Origin of the sequence: Mesorhizobium sp. M7A.F.Ca.CA.004.04.2.1 (genome assembly GCF_004022825.1) — a bacterium.
Lineage (GTDB): Bacteria > Pseudomonadota > Alphaproteobacteria > Rhizobiales > Rhizobiaceae > Mesorhizobium.
Map to the genome: position 1 here is coordinate 1 of NZ_RZPH01000256.1, position 6,360 is coordinate 6,360.

General features: G+C 63.2%; 5 protein-coding genes and 1 pseudogene. 5 read left to right on the forward strand and 1 reads right to left on the reverse strand.

Features of this window, described 5'->3' with window-relative positions:
• From EN893_RS13855 to EN893_RS13875, 5 genes are all read left to right on the forward strand, one after another.
• Positions 1–848 (forward strand): GTPase (locus EN893_RS13855; protein ID WP_128361592.1); only part of this gene is annotated, 848 nt, incomplete at its 5' end.
• 474 nt (positions 849–1,322) lie between these two features.
• A complete protein-coding gene (gene mnmG, locus EN893_RS13860; protein ID WP_127269179.1) occupies positions 1,323–3,203 on the forward strand; it encodes a tRNA uridine-5-carboxymethylaminomethyl(34) synthesis enzyme MnmG in 1,881 nt (626 codons plus the stop codon).
• Complete coding sequence (gene rsmG / locus EN893_RS13865) at positions 3,200–3,832, forward strand: 16S rRNA (guanine(527)-N(7))-methyltransferase RsmG (protein ID WP_127269178.1); 633 nt, start codon at positions 3,200–3,202, stop codon at positions 3,830–3,832. The genes mnmG and rsmG overlap by 4 nt, the downstream gene beginning before the upstream one ends.
• Positions 3,833–3,884: 52 nt before the next feature.
• Positions 3,885–4,685 carry a ParA family protein gene (locus EN893_RS13870; protein WP_081738757.1) on the forward strand — a complete coding sequence of 267 codons (801 nt, stop codon included), beginning with the start codon at positions 3,885–3,887 and terminating at the stop codon, positions 4,683–4,685.
• 69 nt (positions 4,686–4,754) lie between these two features.
• Entirely contained in the window at positions 4,755–5,645 is an 891-nt protein-coding gene (locus EN893_RS13875) for a ParB/RepB/Spo0J family partition protein (protein WP_127272527.1), read from the forward strand.
• Positions 5,646–5,888: 243 nt separating this feature from the next.
• Here EN893_RS13875 and holA read toward each other — a convergent pair.
• Positions 5,889–6,360, reverse strand: a pseudogene (holA, locus tag EN893_RS13880) (DNA polymerase III subunit delta); the annotation flags it as partial.

Consider the following 6,360-nt stretch of genomic DNA (forward strand, 5'->3'; position numbering starts at 1 on the left):
GGTTGATTCACGCCCGCGCCATGATCGAGGCGGAGATCGATTTTGCCGATGAAGACGATGTCCCCGGTTCCGTTTCGGATACGGTTTGGTCCGATGTCAAAACTATGATCGGCGAGATCGACCGGCACATTGCCGGATTTCGTGCTGCCGAAATCATCCGTGACGGCTTCGAGGTCGTTATCCTTGGCGCGCCCAACGCCGGCAAGTCGAGTCTGTTCAACGCCCTGGCGCGGCGGGATGCCGCTATAGTAACGGATGAACCCGGCACGACGCGGGATCTGCTTGAAGTGACACTTGATCTCCAGGGGCTGCGGGTCCGGCTTACAGATACGGCCGGGCTGCGCGATGCGCCGGGAAAGGTCGAGGCTATCGGCATCGAGAAGGCCAGGGCCAAGGCGCATGGCGCCGATCTCTTGCTCTTGCTGCAGGACATCGCGAACCCAAGAGATGTCGGCGAGCTGCCGAGTGTGGCGCCGACCTTGCGCGTCGGCACCAAGCTCGATCTGTTGGAAGACCGCGCGGCGAGCGACGCGACGGAGGATTATGCCCTTGTCATTTCGGTAAAGAACGGGACGGGCGTCGAGGAACTGCTGGGGGAAATCGGCCGGCGGGCAGCGGAAGCAGCCGGCAGCGTCGGCGATGTCCTGCCGTCGCGCCTGCGCCACGTCGAATTGCTCGGCGCAGCGAATAGCCACCTGCGTCGCGCAACCGACGGCCGGACTGTCGGGCAGGAATTGCGCGCCGAGGAGTTGCGGCTTGCAGCAGATCGCCTGGGCCGTATTGTCGGCGCCATCGACGTCGAGGACATGCTGGACGTGATTTTCTCGCAGTTCTGCATCGGGAAATGACTCACGTGAAACGATGTGCTCTCGTAAAATGACTCAGTTGTCGATGCAGAGATTTTGATGGACCGTTTGCGGAACGCCCCATCGCTTCGTCATCCACGGGCGGAGCAAGGAGCGTAGCGACGCGGCGCAGACCCGAGGATCCATGCCGCGACTTCTGAGCGCGCGCCACGGTGCAGAATTCTGATCCGCTGTACTCTTTGGCCAAGATCACGGCATGGATCCTAGGGTCTCCGCGACGTCGCTTCGCTTCCTGCTTTGCCCTAGGATGACGAACGTTGCGAACGCTTGGGTAAGACCTTCGAGCAGCGGCAAGGTGCGACTCACGTGAAACATCAGTGCCCCGATGACTCACGTGAAACACACGCGATGGCGGTGCAAGGCTGTTTCACGTGAAACGACTCGCGGAGTTTTCTTGACAGCCAAGCCTCGCGGGGACATGTGTCCCTTTAATCATTCGAGTCTGGGAAGTTTGTGATGACCAATCACTATGATGTGGTTGTGGTGGGCGGCGGCCACGCAGGTTGTGAGGCGGCCAGCGCTGCCGCGCGCGCTGGTGCCAAGACCGCGCTGGTGACGCTGCGCTTTGATACGATCGGGGTCATGTCCTGCAATCCGGCGATCGGCGGGCTCGGCAAGGGCCATTTGGTGCGCGAGATCGATGCCATGGATGGCCTGATGGGGCGCGTGGCGGATGCGGCCGGCATTCAGTTCCGCCTGCTCAACCGCCGCAAAGGTCCCGCCGTGCGCGGCCCTCGTACGCAGGCCGACCGGAAGCTTTATCGCCTTGCCATGCAGGAAGCGATTCGGCAGCAGAACGATCTCGACGTGGTTGAAGGCGAGGTTCTGGATTTTGAGATCGCCGATGGGCGGATCACGGCTGTTCTCCTGGCCGACGGCAGGCGGCTTGGCTGTGGCGCGGTCGTGCTGACGACCGGGACTTTTCTGCGCGGGCTCATTCATATTGGCGAGAGGAAGATTGTCGCCGGCCGCATGAACGAGCAGGCCAGCCTTGGGCTCTCGGCGACGATGGACCGCGCGGGCTTCAAGCTTGGACGGCTGAAGACCGGGACGCCGCCGCGGCTCGATGGCCGGAGCATCGACTGGACGACGCTGGCAAGCCAGGCCGCGGATGCGGATCCGGTGCCGTTCTCGCTGATGACCGACCGCATCACCACGCCGCAGATCGAGTGCGGCATCACCCGCACGACGACGGCCACGCATGAGCTGATTCGCGCCAATCTCGGCCGCTCGGCCATGTATTCCGGCTCGATCGAGGGCGTTGGGCCGCGTTATTGCCCGTCGATCGAGGACAAGATCGTCAAGTTCGGCGATAGGGATGGGCACCAGATCTTTCTGGAGCCGGAAGGGCTGGACGATGATACCGTCTATCCCAATGGGATTTCCACCTCGTTGCCCGAAGATGTGCAGCTCGATATATTGAAAACCATTCCGGGGCTGGAGCGCGCAATCATGCTGCAGCCCGGCTATGCCATCGAGTATGATCATGTCGATCCGCGCGAACTGCATCAGACGCTGGAGACGAAGCGCATCGGTGGTCTCTTCCTCGCCGGGCAGATCAACGGCACGACCGGCTATGAGGAAGCAGCCGGGCAAGGCCTGCTCGCAGGCCTCAATGCGGCGCGGCGGGCGGCGGGGAGCGAGCAAATCGTGCTCAGCCGCACCGAGGCGTACATCGGCGTGATGGTCGACGATTTGACCAGCCGCGGCATCGCAGAGCCCTACCGGATGTTCACGTCACGCGCCGAGTTCCGGCTGTCGCTACGCGCCGACAATGCGGATGAGCGGCTGACGCCTCTGGCGGCGAAACTGGGCATCGCCTCGGCACAGCGCATGCAGCGCTACGGGCAGGTCATGCAAAGCCTGGATGAGGCGCGGGATTTGGCGAAGTCGCTCGCCATGACGCCGAATGAGGCGGCGCGGCACGGGCTGGACATCAACCGGGATGGCGTGCGCCGGTCCGGCTATGAATTGCTGTCCTATCCCGACGTCGATGTCGCTTGGCTGGCCGGCGTCGATCCGCGCTTTGCGGCGATCGAAGGCAAGACCGCGGAGCGCCTCGAGACGGAAGCGAAGTATTCTGTCTATCTCGACCGCCAGAAGACCGACGTGGCGCAGATCCGGCATGAGGAGAGCCGGCTGATCCCCGAGACGGTCGATTTCGCCGGAGTGCCGGGTCTGTCGAACGAGCTGAAGCAGAAAATGCAGGCGCGGCGCCCGCGCTCCATAGCCGATGCCCAGCGCATGGAGGGCATGACGCCGGCGGCGCTGGCGATCATTGTCGCGCATGTCCGCCATGCGGAGAGCGCCCAGCGCCTACAAAAGGATGTTGCGTGAATTCTATGTCCCTGGAGAGCCTGCAGGATGCGGCAGGCCCGGTTTCACGTGAAACATTCGATCGGCTGGTGGCGTTCGAGCAGATGTTCCAGAAATGGAATCGCAGCATCAATCTGGTGGCGCAATCCACGTCGGGCGATGTCTGGCAGCGCCATATCCTGGACAGCGCCCAACTCGGGCGCATAGAACCCGTTGCCACACGCTGGGTGGATCTCGGCTCGGGCGGTGGGTTTCCAGGCCTTGTGATGGCGTTCCTGCTGGCCGAGCGCGACGGCGCCAGCATCGATCTGGTTGAAAGCAATCGCAAAAAGGCATCCTTCCTGCAGACCGTCGTCGGCCAGTTCAGCCTGCCGGCGCGGGTCGTGGCGCGCCGCATCGATGACAGCCATGCGCTGGTTTCGACGCCGCAAATCGTCACGGCGCGGGCGCTGGCTCCGCTTTCGACCTTGCTGGACCTGTCGGCGCCCTGGCTGGTTTCAGGCGCGCGCGGCCTGTTCCACAAAGGCCGGGATTACCGCACCGAAGTGCAAGAAAGCGTTCACCGATGGTCCTTCGATCTGGTAGAACATCCAAGTATGACCGACGTTGGCGGCGTCATCCTGGAATTGTCCAACCTGCGACCTGTCTGATCCGTCACTGACAGGCGATTTGGCGCCCAAAATGAATTTCTGGCATAAACCCATGATGAAGAATGGCCCCCGAATCATCACCGTAGCCAACCAGAAGGGCGGTGTCGGCAAGACGACGACCGCCATCAATCTGGCGACCGCGCTAGCTGCTATCGGCGAAAAGGTGCTGATCGTCGATCTCGATCCGCAGGGAAATGCCAGCACCGGTCTGGGCATCGACCGCAAGGACCGGACGGTGTCGTCCTATGACGTGTTGACCGGCGAGCTGGAGCTGGAAGCCGCGGCCATCCCCACAGCCGTGCCGGGCCTGTCGATCGTGCCGTCGACGCTCGATCTGCTCGGCATCGAAATGGAGATCGCCTCCGCGCCCGACCGGGTGCTCAAGCTGCGCAACGCGCTGCGCGCTGCGACCGAGCGCGGCGCACCCTTTGGCTATGTGCTGATCGACTGCCCGCCATCGCTCAACCTTTTGACGTTGAATTCAATGGCTGCGGCCGATTCCGTTCTTGTGCCGCTGCAATGCGAGTTTTTCGCGCTCGAAGGCCTCAGCCAGTTGCTGGAGACGGTCGAGCAGGTGCGGCGCTCGATCAATCCGGATCTCACCATCCAGGGCATCGTGCTGACCATGTATGACGGCCGCAACAATCTCGCCAACCAGGTCGTGCAGGATGTGCGGGCGCATATGGGCGACAAGGTCTACGAGACCATCATCCCGCGCAATGTGCGGGTGTCCGAGGCGCCGTCCTACGGCAAGCCGGCGATCCTCTACGATTTGAAATGCTCGGGCAGCCAGGCCTATCTGCAACTGGCATCGGAAGTGATCCGCCGCGAGCGCAAGTTACGCGCCGCTTGATGTGGCCGGATGCATAGTCAAGAGCCGATTCGATACCGAAACGATTTGGAATAGCCAACTGGAATAAAGATGAGCGAAGACCTTTCGAGAAAGAGACTGGGCCGCGGACTGGCGGCGCTGATCGGCGAGATTGATCGCCCAGTAGCACCTGAAAAACCGGGCATGAGCGCCGACGGCAAGGTGCCGATCGAGTTCCTGACCCCCAACCCGAAAAATCCGCGCCGGCATTTCGGCGACGCCGAGCTGACCGACCTTGCCCAGTCGATCCGCGAACACGGCGTCGTCCAGCCGGTGGTGGCGCGGCCTTCGCCGACACAGGCCGGACGCTACGAGATCATCGCCGGCGAGCGGCGCTGGCGTGCAGCGCAGCGCGCCGGGCTGTCCGAGATCCCGGTCATCATCCGCGAGGTCAACGATCGCACCGCGCTCGAACTGGCGATCATCGAAAACGTCCAGCGCACCGACCTCAACGCGGTCGAGGAAGCGCTCGGTTATCAGCAGCTGATCGACGAGCACGGCTACACCCAGGCCGATCTCGGCCAGGTGATCGGCAAGAGCCGCAGCCATGTCGCCAACACGCTCAGGCTCTTGAAGCTGCCGGATGTGATCCGCGACATGCTGATCGACGGCGCGCTGTCGGCGGGTCATGCCCGCACGCTGGTGACGGCGGAAGATCCGGCGGGCCTTGCCAAGCGCATCGTCGAAGAAGGACTTTCGGTGCGCCAGGCCGAAGCGCTGGCGCAGATGCCGGCCGGCACCAGCAGCGCCAGGGAAGCCAGGCCGGCGCCAAGTCCTGACGAGAAGGACGCCGACACGCTGGCGCTGGAAAAACTGTTGACCGATACGATCGGCATGATCGTGTCGGTGGATCACAAGGGCAGAGGCGGCACGCTTCGGGTAGCCTATCGCTCGCTGGAACAGCTCGATGAGTTGTGCAGGCGGCTGAAGCAGGAACGATAATTAGCCGGCGAATTATCTTCAGGCCGGATTTTTGGCGAAATCGGCGACGCCGCTAATCTCGCTCCTTGAGGGGGAGATGGCCGGCAGGCCAGAGGGGGTCGCCTCACACCAAGCGCCGGCGCCCTTGCGGAAGACATGAAGACGTAAGGAAGTAAGGAAGTAAGGAAGTAAGGAGGCCAGCGCTCCACGCGCAACGACCCCCTCTGTCGCCTTTCGGCGACATCTCCCCCTCGAGGGGGGAGATCAGCCGCGCTGCGCCAACCGGCTACTCTCCACCGCAATCCCCAGCAGCGCCTGCCGTGCCAGCGCCACGGAAAGGTCCGGCCGCCGTCGTGTCTGCAACACCGCCGTCTGCAGCCGGGTCAACGCGCGGCCGAGCGCGTCGGCGCTCCAGCGCTCCAGTGCCTTCTCGACCAGCTTGCGCCTGGAGAAAAACACCGGCGGGCGGGCGGCGGCAACGACCGAGGCGGCGTTGCGGTTACCGGACTCCATCTGGCCGCGCATGATTTGGATCTGCTGCAACTGCCGCATCGCCGAAGACAGCACCAGGAAAGGCTGGCCGCCGGACTGGCAATGGCGGGTAAAGGCAGTGTCGAAGTCGCCGATCTTGCCTTCGAGAAGCGCGTCGACCGCGTCGTCGAAAGAGGCGCCGGAGACGTCGCCCGACATCGCCTTGACCTCCTCCAGTCCGATCTCGTTCTGGCCATGTGCATAG